Consider the following 14,776-nt stretch of genomic DNA (forward strand, 5'->3'; position numbering starts at 1 on the left):
TCCTTTCTACAATGCCGGCACCGGCCCCCGGGCCGGTATCGCGTCTTCAGGGCGGGGCGAAATTCCCCACCGGCGGTAGGCGAAGCAGCGGCACCGCGCCGCGGGCTTCGCGAGCCCGCGAGCGCCCGCCGCCCCGGCCTGCCGGGGCGGCGGGGTCAGCAGATCTGGCCACACACCAGAGCCGACGGTCACAGTCCGGATGAAAGAAGATGCGCAAGCCCGTGCACGCCCGCGCGGCGCGGCCCTGTCACAGGGCCGTGCGCGCGGGGGCGCGTGCGGCTGCGCGCCCCGAAAACGTCTTCTCAACCCAGTTCACGAGGAGCGTTTGCATGTCTCAACCCCACAGCACCACCCCGCGCGCGCAAGAGCGCGTCGATGCCGCCCTGGCCGCCGTGCGCCAGGGCATCCCCGTCGTCTTGCTGGACGACGATGACCGCGAGAACGAGGCCGACCTGGTCGTCGCCGCCGAGCGGCTGACCGAGCAGACCATGGCCCAGCTGATCCGCGACGGCAGCGGCATCGTCTGCCTGTGCATGACCGATGAGGACCTGCGCCGCCTGGAGCTGCCGCCCATGGTGCAGCACAACGAAAGCGCCCACGGCACGGCTTTCACCGTCTCCATCGAGGCGCGCCACGGCGTGACCACGGGCGTGAGCGCGCGCGACCGGCTGGCCACGGTGCAGGCTGCCATCCAGCCGCAGGCCCGGCCCGCCGACCTGGTGCGCCCCGGCCACGTCTTTCCGCTGCGCGCGCACCCGGGCGGCGTGCGGGCGCGCCAGGGCCACACCGAGGGCACGGTGCACCTGTCGCGCCTGGCCGGCCTGCGCCCGGCCGGCGTGCTGTGCGAGCTGATGAACCCGGACGGCACCATGATGCGCGGCGCACAGGTCACGGATTACGCCAGCGCGCACGGCCTGCCGGTGCTGACCATCGCCGACCTGCTGGCCTGCGCCTGACGGCGCTGCGGCTGGAGGCCACAACGGCCTCCAGCCCTTGCCTGCCAAGCGCCAGCAGCTCCCGATTGCATAGCACTCAGGGCGACGCTGCCTGCTGCGCCCGCCACTGCGCCGGGGTGCAGCCCGTCCAGCGCCTGAAGGCGCGCCAGAACACCGCCGGCTCGGCAAAGCCCAGGGCCTGGGCGATGTCGGCCAGGGGGCGCTGCGGCTGGGCCACGGCCTGCAGGGCGGCGTCGCGGCGCACGGCGTCCAGCAGGGCGGAAAAGCTCAGCTGCTGGGCCTGCATGCGCCGCGCCAGCGTGCGCTCGCTCAGACCCAGGGCGGCGGCGGCTTCGGCGCGCGTAGGCACGCGAGCCGGCAGCGCGGCGGCGATCCAGCTGCGCAGCTCCTGGGCCAGCGCCCGGCCCTGGCTGAGCACGGCCAGGCGCTCGGCCGCGTACTGGTGGTGCAGCCGCGCCAGCTGGGCGTCGGCCTGGGGCAGGGGCGCATCCAGCAGGGCGTTGTCCAGCAGCACGCCGCTGAAGGCCTGCTCGAAGGCGACCGGGCAGCCGAAGGCCTGGCGGTAGCCGGCCAGCGGCCCCAGCCGCGGCTGGCTGAACTGCACCTGCAGCGGGCGCACCGGCTGGCCCGTCACCCAGCGCGAGAACGCCACCACCGCCGCCAGCACCGCCTCGATCTGGTGCGGGCTGAAGGCCAGCGTGCCCTGGCGCGGGTGATAGACCACCCAGCCGGCCTGTGCGCCGGCCATCATCTGAAAACGCCCGCCGTCGCTGATCAGGCGCTGGTACTGCTGCACCACGCCGATGGCCGCGCGCAGGCTGGGCGCGGACTGCAGCAGGTAGCTGACCACGTTGAAGCTGCCGGGCCCGACCAGCGCCCCCGCCTTCAGGCCAAAGCCCGCGTCCTGCGTGCAGTGCGCCGCCGCGCGCCACAGCCGGGTGATGTGGTCGATGGGCCAGCGCTCCAGCGCCAGCGCGTCGGCGCCCAGGCCGGCGCGGGCCAGCAGCGCGGCGCGCGGCACGCCGGCGCCTTCGGCCGCGGCCAGCACCGTGCCCACCCAGCTCATCGAAACCGTGGCCTGCAAAGTCAAGGGCGCTGTCCTCCAAGGTCAACCGGGCCCGATGATAGGCGGCTACCCTGCCGTGCAGCGCGCCGCATCCGCCCCACGCACCCCAGAGCGCGCGACAGGAGACACACCCCATGGCAGCAACTTTGCAATCCGACGTGCTGGTCGCCGGCGGCGGGCTGGCGGGCATCGTCACCGCGCTGCACTGCCTGCGCGCCGGCCAGCGCGTGACGCTGGTGGACCGCGACACCCCCGAGCGCCTGGGCGGCCTGGCGCTGTGGGCCTTTGGCGGCATGGCCCTGGTGGGCACGCCGCTGCAGGCGCGCATGAAGATCCCCGACACGCCCGACAAAGCCCTGGCCGACTGGGTCCGCTTTGGCGAACTGGGCCCCGGCGACGGGGCCGCGCTGCAGTGGGCGCGCCGCTACGTGGAGCGCTCGCGCGCCGACGTGTACGAATGGCTGCTGGCCCACGGCCTGAAATTCATGCCGGCGGTGAACTGGGTCGAGCGCGGGCGCTTCGGCGAAGGCAACCGGCTGCCGCGCTACCACATCGTCTGGGGCACCGCGCGCGAGCTGACGCGGCGCATGATCGCCGCCCTGCGCGAGGCCGACGCCGGCAGCGGCCGCCTCACCCTGCTGCACCGCCACCGGGTGACGGCCATCGAGCACGCAGCCGGGCGCGTGGCCGGGCTGCACGTGACCGACGAGGACACCGGGGCCCAGCAGCGCCTGCAGGCCCCCGTGGTGGTGCTGGCCATGGGCGGCATCAACGGCAGCCATGAGCGCACGCGCGCCCACTGGCCGGCGGGCCGCCCGCTGCCGGCCGCCATGCTCAACGGCGCCCACCCCTATGCCGACGGCGCGCTGCACCAGCAGGCGGCGGCGCTGGGCGGCGCGCTGCGCAATACCGGCGAGATGTGGAACTACGCCGCCGGCTTTCCCCACCCGCAGCCGCACTTCGAAGGCCACGGCCTGTCGGCCATTCCGGCGAAGTCGGCGCTGTGGCTGAACCACCGGGGCGAGCGCATCGGCCCCGAGCCGCTGGTCACCGGCTTTGACACCCACTGGCTGTGCCAGCGCGTGGCCGAGCAAGACCAGCCCTGGACCTGGCACCTCCTGAACTGGCGCATCGCGGCCAAGGAGTTCGCCATCTCCGGCGCCGAGCACAACCAGCGCATCCGCGACCGGCAGTTCCCCCTGTTCATCAAGGAAACGCTGCTGGGCAACCACCGCCTGGTGCGCCAGATGCAGCAGGACAGCCCGCACTTCCTGGTGGATGACACCCTGGCCGGGCTGGCGGCCAAGATGAACCAGCTCACCGGCACGCCCCACGTGCGGCCCGAAGTGCTGCAGGCCACAGCCGACGCCTTCGACGCCAACTTCGCCGCCGGCGGCACGCTCCGCCTGCACGACGACGACCAGATCCGCCGCATCCTGCACGCACGCCAGTGGGGCCCGGACAAGCTGCGCACCTGCGCGCCGGCGCCGCTGCAGCAAAAAGGCGCCGGCCCCTTCATCGCCATCCACATGCAGCTGATCACCCGCAAGAGCCTGGGCGGCCTGGCCACCGACCTGCAAAGCCGCGTGCTGGATGGCGCCAACGCAGCGATCGACGGGCTGTACTGCGTGGGCGAGGCAGCGGGCTTTGGCGGCGGCGGCGCCAGCGGCCGCCGCTCGCTGGAGGGCACCTTCCTGCCCGGCTGCATCCTGACGGCGCACGCCGCCGCAGCCTCCATCACCGGCAGGGCTGCGCCATGAGCGGCCTGCAGTTTCCCGCCACCGCGCAGGACTGGCGCGCGCAGGCCCGCGGCCGCCTGCCGCGCTTTCTGTTCGACTACCTGGACGGCGGCGCCGGCGACGAGCGCACGCTGGCCGCCAACGTGCAGGCCTGGGGCCAGGCCACGCTGCGCCAGCGCGTGCTGGTGGACGTGAGCCAGGTGGACACGCGCACCCGCCTGGCCGGGCAGGACTGCGCCCTGCCGCTGGCGCTGGCGCCCGTGGGCCTGGCCGGCATGATGGCGCGCCGGGGCGAGGCCCAGGCCCTGCGCGCGGCCAGCGGCGCGCAGGTGCCCTTCACCCTGTCCACCGTGGGCATCTGCGGGCTGAATGAAGTGTGCGCCGCGGCCCCGGCCGGCGCGCCGCCGCCGTGGTTCCAGCTGTACATGCTGCGCGACCGCGGCGCCGTGCGCGCCCTGCTGGAGCAGGCCTGGCAGGCCGGCTGCCGCACCCTGGTCTTCACCGTGGACCTACCCCTGCCCGGCATGCGCCAGCGCGACGTGCGCAACGGCATGGCCCACCGGGGCGCGCGCGCGGCGCTGCTGCGCGCATCGCAGCTGCTGGCGCGCCCCGGCTGGGTGTGGGACGTGGCGCTGCGCGGCAAGCCGCTGTCCTTTGGCAGCCTGGCCAGCCAGGTGCCCGGCGGGCGCGACCTGAACGCCTTCAAGGCCTGGGTGGACGCGCAGTTCGACCCGTCCGTGACCTGGCAGGACATCGACTGGCTGCGCACGCAGTGGCGCGGGCGGCTGCTGCTCAAGGGCCTGCTGGACGTGCAGGACGCGCGCGCCGCCGCGGCGGCCGGGGCCGAGGGCATCGTCGTGTCCAACCACGGCGGGCGCCAGCTCGACGGCGTGGCCGCCACGGCCGAGGTGCTGCCGGCCATCGCCCGCGCCGTGGGCGGCCAGCTGGAGGTGCTGGTCGATGGCGGCGTGCGCAGCGGCACCGACCTGTTTCGCGCCCTGGCCCTGGGCGCGCGCGGCGTGCTGATCGGGCGGCCGTGGGTCTGGGCGCTGGCCGCAGGCGGCGAGGCCGGCGTGCGCCAGCTGCTGGCGGCCTGGCAGCGCGAGCTGCTGCTGGCCATGACGCTCACCGGCGTCACGCGCGTGGCCGATATCGGCCCGGAACAGCTGGACCGGGTTTCAAGCCAGATCAGGCCCTAGCCCTTATGGGGAAAGCGCCAGCAGCTATTGAATCAATAGCATCCAACCCATCCCGAACGTGAGGAGTTCCACCATGAACGGCGCACAAGCCCTGCTCAAGACCCTGGCCGACGCGGGCATCGAGGTCTGCTTCACCAACCCCGGCACCAGCGAAATGCACTTCGTCGCCGCGCTCGATACCGAGCCGCGCATGCGCGCCGTGCTGGCCCTGTTCGAGGGCGTGGCCACCGGCGCGGCCGACGGCTACGCCCGCATGGCCGGCAAGCCCGCCGCCACGCTGTTGCACCTGGGCTGCGGCTTGGGCAACGGCCTGGCCAACCTGCACAACGCCCGCAAGGGCAAGGTGCCGGTGCTCAACATCGTGGGCGACCACGCCACGCACCACGTGCAGTACGACGCCCAGCTGCAGTCCGACATCGAGACCGTGGCGCGCAACGTCTCGCCGCAGTTCGTGCGCACCAGCGCCAGCACCGCCGCCCTGTGCCAGGACGCGGTGGACGCCATCGCCGCCTGCATGGGCCCGCCCGGCGGCGTGGCCACGCTGGTGCTGCCGGCCGATGTGTCGTGGGGGCCGGGCGGCGTTCCGCAAGCCTGCACGCCGCCCCCGGCCGCGCCCGCCGCGCCCCCTGAGCGCGTGCAGGCCATCGCCCAGGCGCTGGCGGCCAGCGGCAGGAAAACCGCCTTCTTGCTCGGCACGCGCGCGCTGCGCGCTGGCCTGCTGGAGCCGCTGTCGCGCATCGCCCAGCACACCGGCGCGCGGCTGCTGGCCGAGGTCTTCCCGGCGCGCATGGAGCGCGGCGCCGGCCTGCCGCACGTGGAGCGCATCGCCTATCTGGCCGAGCTGGCCTCGGTGCAGCTCACGGGCGTGGAACACCTGGTGCTGGTGGACGCCAAGTCGCCCGTGTCCTTCTTCGCCTACCCGGGCAAGAAAAGCGACCTGCTGCCCGCCGGCTGCCAGTTGCACACCCTGGCCGCCGCCGACGAGGACGTGGCCGCCAGCGTTCAGCGCCTGCTGCAGGCGGTGGGCGCGCAGGCCGCGGCGCCTCTGCTGCAGGCGCCCAGGCGCCCCGACCGCCCGCAGGGCAAGTTCACCGCCGACAAGGTCTGCAAGGCCATCGGCCACCTGCTGCCCGAGCGGGCCATCATCGTGGACGAGGCGCAGACCAGCGGCATCATGCTGGCGATGTTCACCGCCGGCAGCCCGCGCCACGACGTGCTGGCGCTCACCGGCGGCGCCATCGGCCAGGCCCTGCCCTGCGCCGTGGGCGCGGCCATCGCCTGCCCCGAGCGCAAGGTGCTGGCCCTGTCGGGCGACGGCTCGGCCATGTACACGCTGCAGGCGCTGTGGACCATGGCGCGCGAAAAGCTCGACGTGGTCACCGTCATCTTCAACAACGGCTCCTACGCCATCCTGAACGTGGAGCTGCAGCGCGTGGGCGCCGCGGGCGCGGGCAAGAAGGCCCACGACCAGCTGGACATCGGCACGCCGGCGCTGGACTTCGTGCGCCTGGCCGGCGGCATGGGCGTGGCCGCCACGCGCGCCACCACCACCGAAGGCTTCACCGCCGCGCTGGAGCACGCCCTGCGCACCCCCGGGCCGCACCTGATCGAGGCCGTGGTGCCGCCCACCCTGACCGGGCTGAAGCTGCGCGTGCTGCCGCACCTGCTGGGCTCGCTGGCCCGGTTGCCGCGGCCGCTGGCGGCGGCGCTCAAGCGCAGCATCGCGCCTTGAAGGACGCTACGGCCCGTCGTGCAGCCGCTCGCTGGAGCCGCTGCGCAGCACCTGGCCGGCGGCGTCGAAGACCACGGTGAAGACCATCTCGCGGCCCGGCCCGTCGCTCCAGTACCAGTCCCACTCGGTCTGCTGCTTCAGGTCGTAGGTGGTGCGCTTGGCCGGGCGGCCCAGCAGGCGGCGCACCTCGTCTTCGTGCATGCCGGGGCGCACCCGGGCGAAGTGGTGCGGCGCCAGCACCTGCACCAGGGCGCTCATGCGCCCGTCGGTGCCGATGGTGATCATGTAGTTGCGCCGCCCGGCCGGCTGGCGGTTGTATTCCAGCGTGCGGGCGCCGCCGTCTTCGGGCCAGACGCGGTCGGGCTCGCCGAAGCGCTCGCGCACCTGGCTTTCGGTGGACACGCCTTCCTCCAGCTCGCGGATGCGCTGGTCGTCGCAGCCGGCCAGCGCCAGCAGGGCCAGCGCTGCCGCGCCCAGGGACTTGATCCAGTGTGGTGTGCTCATGCGGTGATCGGTGCTTGGGGGCCGGGCCCGATAGAATGCCCGGCTGCCGAGAATGTAGCTTCCCCGGGCGTCCCTGCCGTATCTGCCGTACCTGCCATGTCCTTCTTTCGCCGTCCCGACTACCAATCCGACACCACGCAGTTCATCGAAAAGCTCAAGGCCAGCCGCCCCGAGCTGGACGCCCAGCAGCAGGCCGGGCGCGCGCTGCTGTGGGACAAGCAGGTGGACCGCAGCGTCTGGGACGAGTACCGCGCCGCCGGTGTGTCCCAGCAGCCCTACGTGTACCAGACGCGCAGCTGAGCGGCGGCGCGCCCCGGCGCTGCCCATATCAACTGCCAAAACAGGCTCTAACGCCCGCCAGTCCTGCGCTGGCAGCTACTGAAACAATAGCAAACGAATGGCCGAGCCCACCGACAGCCTGATGCCCGGCCAGGTGGACGCGGTGGCGCTGGCGCGCCTGTACGGCGAGCCGCTGTTCGCCCTGCCGCAGGACTTGTACATCCCGCCCGATGCGCTGCAGGTCTTCCTGGAGGCCTTCGAGGGCCCGCTGGACCTGCTGCTGTACCTGATCCGCAAGCAAAACTTCAACATCCTGGACATCCCGATGCTGGATGTCACGCGCCAGTACCTGGGCTACGTGGACGAGATCCGCAGCCGCAACCTGGAGCTGGCGGCCGAATACCTGTTGATGGCGGCCATGCTCATCGAGATCAAGTCGCGCATGCTGCTGCCTGCGCGCCGCCAGGAGGGCCAGGAGGAGGCCGAGGACCCGCGCGCCGAGCTGGTGCGCCGCCTGCTCGAATACGAGCAGATCAAGCTGGCCGCGCACCAGCTGGGCGCCCTGCCCCAGTACGGGCGCGACTTTCTGCCGGCGCGCGTGCATATCGAGCAGGGCAGCCGGACGCGCTTTCCCGACGTCAGCGTGCAGGAGCTGCAGCAGGCCCTGCAGGCCGTGCTGCGGCGCGCCCGGCTGGTGCAGCACCACCGCATCACGCGCGAGGAGCTGTCGGTGCGCGAATACATGAGCCACGTGCTCAAGGCCCTGCAGGGCCGGCGCTTCGTGCTGCTGGAAGACCTGTTCGAGCCTGCCCGCGGCGCCACCGTGTTGGTCGTCACCTTCATCGCTCTGCTGGAGCTGGCCAAGGAGACGCTGGTGGAGATCACCCAGGCCGAGGCCTTCGCCCCGATCTACGTGCGCCTGGCCTACACGCCGGTCTGAGGCTGCTGCGGCTCGTCCGCGCCGTGGCGGTGCACCAGGTGCGCCCGCGCCGCGCCTTCGGGCACCAGGCCCGCGCCCACGATGGCGTCGATGGCCGCTTCGTCCAGCCGCCCCCACCACAACCCCTCGGGGTAGGAAATCATGAGCGGCCCCAGGTTGCACGGGTACTGGCAGCTGGTGTGCAGCGGCATGACCGTCCTCTTGAGTTGCGGGTGGCCGCGCAGCCGCGCGCGCAGGTGGTGCCACAGGCTGGCCGCGCCCAGCGCCGTGCAGCGCGGGCCCATGCAGAGCAGCAGGTGCTGCTGGAAGGCGGGCACCTCCGACCAGGCCTGCGGGTCACTGTGCCAATGCTCGGGCTGGTTTTGCACGACGTCGGGCAGCGCCGGCGCCTGCGCCAGCTGGTCGGCCAGCAACTCGGCCAGTTGCGGCAGCTCGGCCAGGGCCGGGCCGAACACCACGCGCGGCAGCGCGTCGGGCTGCGCCTGCCGGTGGCGCCAGCGCTGGGCGACTTTTTCCAGCCAGCGCAAGAGCGCGGCATCGGTCGGGGCGAAGGCCGGCTGCACCAGGATGTGCTGCGCCTGCGGCATGGCGCGCAGGCACTCGTCCAGCGCCTCGGGCAGGCCGGGGCTAGCGCGGTCCACCCAGGCCAGGGCCACGTGCGCCTGGGGCAGCAGCTGGCGCAGGCGCTCGCACAGCCGCGTCATCTCGGCAGGCACGGCGCCGCCGTAGCCGCCGCGCCCCAGCACGACGAGCGCCTGCAGCGGCGCGGGGGTGTCAGGGCATGTCATCGGGCAGGTACTCGATCATGGGCCGGCCGGTGTGGCGGCTGGGCGTGACCAGCGCGCGCACGCCATAGACGCTGGCGATGTGCCCGGGCGTGAGCACTTCGGCCGGCGTGCCCTGGGCCGCCAGCCGCCCACCCTGCAGCAGATACAGGCGGTCGCAGTAGTGGGCGGCCAGCTGCAGCTCGTGCAGCGCGGCCAGCGTGGTCAGGCCCAGGCGGCGCACCAGGTTCATCAGCTCGAACTGGTGGCGCACGTCCAGGTGATTGGTGGGCTCGTCCAGCAGGAGCAGCGGCGCCTGCTGCGCCAGCGCCCGCGCCATCAGCACGCGCTGGCGCTCGCCGCCCGACAGCGTGGCCAGGCGCCGCCCGGCCAGGTGGGCAGCGTCCACCTGCGCCAGCGCCTGGGCGGCGATGGCGTAGTCCTCGGCGCTGTCGCGCGCAAAGGCCTTGTGGTGCGGCGTGCGGCCCATCAGCACCACGTCGCGCACGCAAAGGTCGAATTCAAGCGCGCCCTCCTGCGCCAGCACGGCCATGTGGCGGGCGTTGTCCCGGGCGCTGGCCTGCCACACGTCCCGCCCGCCGCGCAGCACCCGGCCGGCGCTGGGGCGCAGCGTGCGCCAGATCATGCGCAGCAGCGTGGACTTGCCGCTGCCGTTGGGCCCCAGCAGCCCGACCAGCTCGCCGGCGCGCACGTGCAGGTGGATGTCCTGCACGATGTGCACGGCCGCGGCCTGCCAGGACAGGCCCTGCGCCTGCAGCAATGCCGGCGCGCTCACGCGCCCAACCCCTGCAGCGCCTGGCGCCGCCACAGCATCCAGACGAAGAACGGCCCGCCCACCAGCGAGGTGATGACGCCCACCGGCAGCTCGGCCGGGGCAAAGGCGATGCGCGACAGCGCGTCCGCCCAGACCAGGAAGATGGCGCCCACCAGCGCCGCCACCGGCAGCACGCGCCGGTGCTCGCTGCCCACCAGCATGCGCGTGATGTGCGGCACCACCAGGCCGACGAAGCCGATCGGCCCCGCCAGCGCCACCAGCGTGCCGGTGACCAGCGAAACCAGCACGAACAGCCCGCGGCGCGTGCGCGTGGTGTCCACGCCCAGGGTGGCGGCCGTGTCCTCGCCGCCCAGCAGGGCGTTGAGCGCGCGCGCCTGCGCCAGCAGCAGCGCCATGCCGGCGGCCACCAGGGCGGCGGGCAGGCCCAGCTCGTCCCAGCGCGTGCCGGCCAGGCTGCCCATGGTCCAGGTCAGCACCGAGTTGGCCAGGTCGCGCTGGTCCGACGTCAGCACCATCAGGCTGGTCAGCCCGCCCAGGCAGTAGGCGATGGCCACGCCGCCCAGGATCAGCCGCGCCGGCGACAGCCGCCCGCCCGCATGCGCCAGGCCATAGACGGCCACGCAGGCCGCCAGCGCCCCGCCAAAGGCGCCCAGCGGCAGCGCCAGCGTGCCCAAAACCGTGCTCAGAAAAACCGGCGGCCCATAGGCCAGCACGGCCACCGCGCCCACCGACGCACCGGAAGACACGCCCAGCAGGTACGGGTCGGCCAGCGGGTTGCGCACCATGGCCTGCATGGCCACGCCCACCAGCGCCAGGCCGCTGCCGGCCAGCGCCGCCAGCAGCACGCGCGGCAGGCGCACGCGCCAGACGATCTGCTGCTGCGACACGCTCCAGTCGCCGGCGGGCAGCGCCAGCGCCAGGCGCTGGCCCAGCTCGTGCAGCGTGATGTGCCAGACCTGCATGGGTGCGATGCGCACCGGCCCCAGCGCGATGGCCAGGGTGAGCGACAGCGCCAGCAGCAGGCCCAGCGCCGCCAGCCACCAGGCCAGGTGGCGGCGCTGGCGGGCAAAGGCCTGCACGATGGCGGCCGCGCTGCTCATGGCGCGGGCACCCGCTCGGGGTGCAGGGCGCGTGCGATGCGCAGCGTGGCGGCCACGTTGCGCGGGCCGGGCGTGGCCTCGGCAAAGTCCAGCAGCACGAAGCGCCGCCCGCGCACCGCCTTCAGGTGCGCCAGCTGCGGCTGGGCCAGCAGGAACTGGCGCTTGCCGTCCGCCGCGGGCCGGTCGTTGTCCACGATGACGATCCAGTCCGGGTCGCGCGCGATCACGTCCTCCCAGTTGCCGCGCGTCCAGCTGCTGGGGATGTCGCCAAACAGGTTGCGCCCGCCGGCGGCTTCGATCATGGCGTGCGGCATGGCGTAGCGCCCGGCGGTGACGGGCACGTCGGTGCCGCTGTCGAACAGGAACACCAGCGGGCGCGGCGCTACGCTCTGCAGCTGCTGGCGCAGGGCGTGCAGCTGCGCGGCCTGCGCGTCCACCAGCGCCTGGGCGCGGGCCTCGACGCGGAAGATGCGCCCCAGGGCCAGCAGGTCGGCAAAGGTGTCGTGCAGCGACACGCGCTCGCGCGGGCCCTGGCGGATGCACGACTCGGTCAGCACGTAGCTGGCGATGCCGAATTCGGCCAGCGCATCGGGCGTGACCTGGCCGGCGCGAAAGCCGTAGCTCCAGCCGCTGAAGACGAAGTCGGCCTGCGCGCCCAGCAGGGTCTCCAGGTTCATGCCCTGGCTGGACAGGTCGGGCACGCCCGCCAGCTGCGCCTGCATGGCCGGCGGCAGCCGCGCGGTGTCGCGCACCCCGCCGTAGCCGGCCAGGCGGCCTTCCAGGCCCAGCGCCAGCACCATCTCGACGATGTTGATGCCGTGCGCCACGGCGCGCTGGGGCGCGTGCGGGTAGGCCACGGCCTGGCCGCAGACGCTGGCCGTCACGGGCGCGCTGGCGGCGGCGGCAGCGCTGGCCGCGGGCAGCGGCGCGTCGGCCCCGCGCGAGCAGGCGGCCAGGGCGCAGACGGCCACCAGCGCCAGCCCGGCAAGGCCGGCGCGGCGTTTATGGTCAAAAACGGCTCCAGCCCGCATGCAGCAAGCGCCAGCAGCTATCAAAACAGGAACTGCGCCGACAGATCGACGCGCCGCCCGTCGCCCAGCAGGGCCTGCGTGCCCGAGACGGCCGAGTAGGTGTAGAGCCGATCGGCCAGGTTGCGCAGCGTCAGGCGCAGCGTGGTGCCGGCGCGCGGCTGCCAGGCCAGCGCGGCGTCCCACACGGCGTAGCCGCCGGTGCGAAACAGGTTGGCGTTGTCGGCAAAGCGCTCGCCCACCGCCCGCACGCCCAGCGACGCCTGCCAGGCGCCCGCGCCGCTGGCGGCGTTGTAGTGCCCCCACAGGTTGGCGCTGTGGCGCGGCACGTTGGACGGGCGGTTGCCGCTGCGGTCGGCGCCGCCGGCCTCGATCAGTTCGCCAAAGCGCGCGTCGGTGTAGGCGTAGTTGGCCTCCACCCGCCACTGGGCGTGCGGGCGCAGCACGGCCGACCACTCCAGCCCCTGCGAGTGCTGCCTGCCGCCCTGCACCGACAGCGAGGGCACGGCCGGGTCGCGGGTGATGATGTCCTTCTTCTCGATGCGGTACAGCGCCGCCGTCCACTCGCCCAGGCCTTGGGCCAAGGTCTGCTTGATGCCGACTTCGGCCTGGCGCGCGCGGGTCAGCTGGAAGTCGCGGTTGGCCAGGTTCAGCGTCAGGATGTTGGTCACCGGGTCGTGCCCCTGCGAGGCCTGGGCATAGACGTGGGTGCCCGAGCCCAGCTTCCAGGTCGCGCCCAGGCGCCAGGCCGTGCCGGCCAGGGTCTTGTCGAACGGCGTGCCGCTGACCCGCTCGCGCCGCTGCATGTCGGTCACGTCGCGGCGCAGGCCGGCCAGCAGCGTGAAACGCTCGCCCAGCCTCCAGGCGTCTTCGACGTACAGGTCGTGCGTGGTGGCCTCGGTGCTGTAGCGCGTGAGCGTCGCATCCAGGCTGGCCCACTGGCCGCGCTGCGGATCGAAGGCGGAGACCACCGTGTCCGTGCCCGCCGGGTCGGGCCGGTAGGGGGTGTTGCTGTCGTGGGAGAAGCGGGCGCGCGAGGCCTCCCAGCCCAGCACCAGGCTGTGGGCGCCGGCGGCCAGCGCGGCCTCCAGCCGGTTGCCGCTTTGGCGCAGGTCGTGGCCGATCTCCAGGTAGTCCGAACGAGTGACGCTCTGGCTGGCCGGCTCGTAGCGGTAGGCCTCGATGTTCTTCCAATGCCGGTCGGCGCTGAAGTGGTAGGCCTCATCACGCAGCGTGAGCTGGTCGCTGACCTGCCAGCTGGCGCGCGCGCGCACGCGCTTGTCGCGGATGGTGATGGTGCTGTCGTCGCTGTTGAAGTTGCTGCGGCGCAGCTCGGGCACGATGGCCCCGTCCAGGGCGGGGGTGCCGAAGTAGCGCTCGGGCTTTTGGTCGCTCACGTCGGCCAGCAGCTCCAGGCGCACGCGGGCTTCGGGCTGCCAGCGCAGCGTGCTCATCAGCTTGCCGCCGCTGGCGCGGCCCAGGTCGCGCTCGCCGCTGGTGGTGTGGCCGTAGGCGTCCAGGCGGTAGCTGAGCGTCTCGCCCAAGGGGCCGGCGGCGCCCAGCCCCAGGCGCGCGCTGCCGTGCGAGCCGGCGCCGACCAGCGCCTCGCGCACCACCTCGCGGCTGGGCTGCTTGCGCACCACGTTCACCGTGCCGCCCACGGTGCCGGAGCCATACAGGATGGAGGCCGGCCCGCGCAGCACCTCCACGCGCTCATAGCCCCAGCCGTCGGCCGGGTACGGCGTGGTGCTGGAGGCCACCGACAGGCGCACGCCGTCTTCGGCAATGCCCACCGAGTTGGTGCCGGTGAAGCCGCGCGCGGAAAACGACAGGCTGCTGTAGCCCGAGGCGGACAGCGGCGTCATGCCCACGGTGCGCCCCACGATGTCGGCCATGCGCGTGTCGCCGCGCTGCTGCCAGGTTTCGCTGTCCACCACGTCCAGGCTGGCGGGCAGCTCCTCGGTGGCAAGGCCGGTACGGCTGCCCGACAGGGAGGGCTGGCGCAGACCCAGGCCGCCGTGCGGCGCGGCGGTGCTGGTGACGGCGGGCAGCGCCGGCGGCTCGGCCGTCTGTGCACCGGCGGCGGCAGGAGCCAGCAGGCCGGCCAGGCAGGCGGCCGTGGCGATGGGGGAGAGCGCGGCGCGGCCGTGGCGGGCGCGGGCGGGCAGGAGGCGGTTCATGGCAATCACACGAAAAGCGGACCGCCTGCCTGAGCGATGGGCCGCCCTTTCGGCCTGCTGCCCCCTTCTGGCTGGGCAGCCGCGCGCGAAAGCGCCGCCATCACTGCACCCCGCAGCCGGTCGTTGCGCAAGCCGTGCGCCTCCGTCTGGCAGGCCAGAACGAGGCGGCACGGCGCCCAACAGGCCGGTATCCGGGCTGGCAGGTGGCCGGTGGCGTGCGCCGGTGTGAAGGGCAGGCGCGCCGCGGCCGTCCGCTTCGCCTTCCCGGCGCCGCCGCGCACCTGCTGCTGTGCAGGCCACGTAGGACGCCAGTGGCCGATCCGCAAGCGCTGCGCCGGCCTGCGGGCCGGTGAACGCATGGGATCTGAAGTGAAGCGGTTTTTCTCTGCTTACCGTTGCGGGGGCAGCCAGGGCTTTGCACCCTGTTCCCGTTGAACCCGGCATGAACTGCCAGGCACCTGTTGCAAGGCTGGCGAGTGTACAGGCAGGCCCG

General features: G+C 73.4%; 13 protein-coding genes and 2 riboswitches. Of the genes, 6 read left to right on the top strand and 7 right to left on the bottom strand.

What is annotated here, in order from left to right; all coding sequences use genetic code 11:
- Window positions 1–38 precede the first annotated feature (38 nt).
- A riboswitch (FMN riboswitch) is annotated at window positions 39–215 on the top strand.
- Window positions 216–329: 114 nt separating this feature from the next.
- Window positions 330–956, top strand: coding sequence for a 3,4-dihydroxy-2-butanone-4-phosphate synthase (gene ribB, locus C7H73_RS13015; RefSeq protein WP_106847036.1), 627 nt, complete (start codon window positions 330–332; stop codon window positions 954–956).
- 76 nt (window positions 957–1,032) lie between these two features.
- Here the strand turns inward: ribB and C7H73_RS13020 are convergent, their stop codons facing one another.
- Window positions 1,033–2,046, bottom strand: coding sequence for an AraC family transcriptional regulator (locus C7H73_RS13020; protein ID WP_106847037.1), 1,014 nt, complete (start codon window positions 2,044–2,046; stop codon window positions 1,033–1,035).
- Window positions 2,047–2,156: 110 nt separating this feature from the next.
- Here C7H73_RS13020 and C7H73_RS13025 point away from each other — a divergent pair, with 110 nt between their 5' ends.
- The 3 genes from C7H73_RS13025 to C7H73_RS13035 all read left to right on the top strand — a co-directional run bounded on the left by C7H73_RS13025 (window position 2,157) and on the right by C7H73_RS13035 (window position 6,692).
- Window positions 2,157–3,782: an FAD-binding protein gene (locus C7H73_RS13025; protein WP_106847038.1), complete on the top strand. Its 1,626-nt coding sequence runs from the start codon at window positions 2,157–2,159 to the stop codon at window positions 3,780–3,782.
- Complete coding sequence (locus tag C7H73_RS13030; protein ID WP_106847039.1) at window positions 3,779–4,960, top strand: L-lactate dehydrogenase; 1,182 nt, start codon at window positions 3,779–3,781, stop codon at window positions 4,958–4,960. The genes C7H73_RS13025 and C7H73_RS13030 overlap by 4 nt, the downstream gene beginning before the upstream one ends.
- A gap of 73 nt (window positions 4,961–5,033) precedes the next feature.
- Complete coding sequence (locus C7H73_RS13035; protein ID WP_106847040.1) at window positions 5,034–6,692, top strand: acetolactate synthase large subunit; 1,659 nt, start codon at window positions 5,034–5,036, stop codon at window positions 6,690–6,692.
- Between the two features lie 6 nt (window positions 6,693–6,698).
- Here C7H73_RS13035 and bamE read toward each other — a convergent pair whose 3' ends face one another.
- Window positions 6,699–7,196, bottom strand: coding sequence for an outer membrane protein assembly factor BamE domain-containing protein (bamE, locus tag C7H73_RS13040; RefSeq protein ID WP_106847041.1), 498 nt, complete (start codon window positions 7,194–7,196; stop codon window positions 6,699–6,701).
- A 96-nt stretch (window positions 7,197–7,292) separates the two neighbouring features.
- On the opposite strand from bamE, the gene C7H73_RS13045 reads away from it, so the two are divergent.
- Together C7H73_RS13045 and C7H73_RS13050 are read left to right on the top strand one after the other, a co-directional pair.
- Window positions 7,293–7,496, top strand: a complete 204-nt coding sequence (locus C7H73_RS13045) for a DUF3460 family protein (RefSeq protein ID WP_106847042.1) — start codon at window positions 7,293–7,295, stop codon at window positions 7,494–7,496.
- Window positions 7,497–7,593: 97 nt separating this feature from the next.
- Window positions 7,594–8,415: a segregation and condensation protein A gene (locus C7H73_RS13050; protein WP_106847043.1), complete on the top strand. Its 822-nt coding sequence runs from the start codon at window positions 7,594–7,596 to the stop codon at window positions 8,413–8,415.
- Here the strand turns inward: C7H73_RS13050 and C7H73_RS13055 are convergent.
- The 5 genes from C7H73_RS13055 to C7H73_RS13075 are packed head-to-tail and all read right to left on the bottom strand — an operon-like array spanning window position 8,400 to window position 14,283.
- Window positions 8,400–9,203, bottom strand: coding sequence for a (2Fe-2S) ferredoxin domain-containing protein (locus C7H73_RS13055; protein ID WP_106847044.1), 804 nt, complete (start codon window positions 9,201–9,203; stop codon window positions 8,400–8,402). The genes C7H73_RS13050 and C7H73_RS13055 overlap by 16 nt on opposite strands.
- Window positions 9,190–9,975 (bottom strand): ABC transporter ATP-binding protein, encoded by a 786-nt coding sequence (locus C7H73_RS13060; protein WP_106847045.1) that lies wholly within the window; start codon window positions 9,973–9,975, stop codon window positions 9,190–9,192. Before C7H73_RS13060 ends, C7H73_RS13055 begins: the two co-directional genes overlap by 14 nt.
- Complete coding sequence (locus tag C7H73_RS13065) at window positions 9,972–11,075, bottom strand: FecCD family ABC transporter permease (protein ID WP_106847046.1); 1,104 nt, start codon at window positions 11,073–11,075, stop codon at window positions 9,972–9,974. The genes C7H73_RS13060 and C7H73_RS13065 overlap by 4 nt, the downstream gene beginning before the upstream one ends.
- Complete coding sequence (locus C7H73_RS13070) at window positions 11,072–12,106, bottom strand: ABC transporter substrate-binding protein (protein WP_106847047.1); 1,035 nt, start codon at window positions 12,104–12,106, stop codon at window positions 11,072–11,074. The genes C7H73_RS13065 and C7H73_RS13070 overlap by 4 nt, the downstream gene beginning before the upstream one ends.
- A 20-nt stretch (window positions 12,107–12,126) precedes the next feature.
- Window positions 12,127–14,283, bottom strand: coding sequence for a TonB-dependent receptor (locus C7H73_RS13075; RefSeq protein WP_106847048.1), 2,157 nt, complete (start codon window positions 14,281–14,283; stop codon window positions 12,127–12,129).
- 165 nt (window positions 14,284–14,448) lie between these two features.
- Window positions 14,449–14,760, bottom strand: a riboswitch (cobalamin riboswitch).
- Window positions 14,761–14,776 lie beyond the last annotated feature (16 nt).

Origin of the sequence: Pulveribacter suum (assembly GCF_003013695.1) — a bacterium.
GTDB classification, from domain to species: Bacteria; Pseudomonadota; Gammaproteobacteria; order Burkholderiales; family Burkholderiaceae_C; genus Melaminivora; species Melaminivora suum.